The 747-nt window shown below is 67.3% G+C and carries 1 protein-coding gene and 1 pseudogene; one reads left to right on the top strand and one right to left on the bottom strand.

Going from position 1 to position 747, the window contains the following annotated elements; translation table 11 throughout:
* Positions 1–379, top strand: a 379-nt coding sequence (locus tag CFP71_RS43115) for a 2'-5' RNA ligase family protein (protein WP_093939503.1), incomplete at its 5' end; no start/stop codon positions are given.
* Positions 380–526: 147 nt separating this feature from the next.
* Here CFP71_RS43115 and CFP71_RS43110 read toward each other — a convergent pair.
* Positions 527–747 (bottom strand): annotated as a pseudogene (locus tag CFP71_RS43110) (SRPBCC family protein); the annotation flags it as partial.

The raw sequence follows: 747 nt of genomic DNA, 5'->3' as shown, positions 1-747 counted from the left end.
CCATCTCGACTCGGTCGGCGCGGACTGTGCCGTACTGGCCAGCGAGACAAGCCGGTTCACGCTGGCGGTGACCGGGGTCCGGTCGCTGGGGAGCGGGGTCGCGCTCGTGCTGGACTCGCCCGAGCTGGTTTCCGTCCACAGTGGCCTGAGAAGCCGATGGCTCCGTTGGCTCACACCCCAGGACAGGCAACCTTTGATGCCTCATGTCACAGTCCAGAACAAGGTCGGCGCCGCCACCGCCGCGGCTACCCTCGCGACCCTCCGGCAGGAGATCACGCCCAGCACGGCAAGGGTGACCGGCCTGGCCGTCTGGCGTTACCTCGGTGGCCCTTGGGAACCGATCAGCAGGCACGAGTTCTCGGGAACCGTGCCCGCCTAGGCGTTTCGGACTTCGGACGATGTGGCCGGCCCCGTGTCGAGGGACCGGCCACATCGTGTGCAAACGGCCTGGGTCGGGAGAACCGGCCGTCCTCCTCACCATTTGGTCGGGCAGCGACCCTGGTGTGGTGAGGTGGTCTGATCGGGGCTAGGACTGGCCAGGGCGTTGCACGTCGCCGCGCCAGGCGGCGGCCTCGGAGCCTCCGCGGTTTTCGAGAAAGGCCTTGAAGCGGTCGAGGTCGCCTTGGACGCGGCGGTCGCGGATGCCGAGCTTGTCGGCGCCGTTTTCCACGATTCCTTCGGGATCGATTGCCATCTGAACCGTTGTCCGGGTAGGTGTTCGCCGAAGACGTGCACGGTTACGACTCC

The organism is Amycolatopsis thailandensis, assembly GCF_002234405.1.
GTDB lineage: Bacteria > Actinomycetota > Actinomycetes > Mycobacteriales > Pseudonocardiaceae > Amycolatopsis > Amycolatopsis thailandensis.
This window is presented reverse-complemented; position numbering and strand designations above follow the sequence as displayed.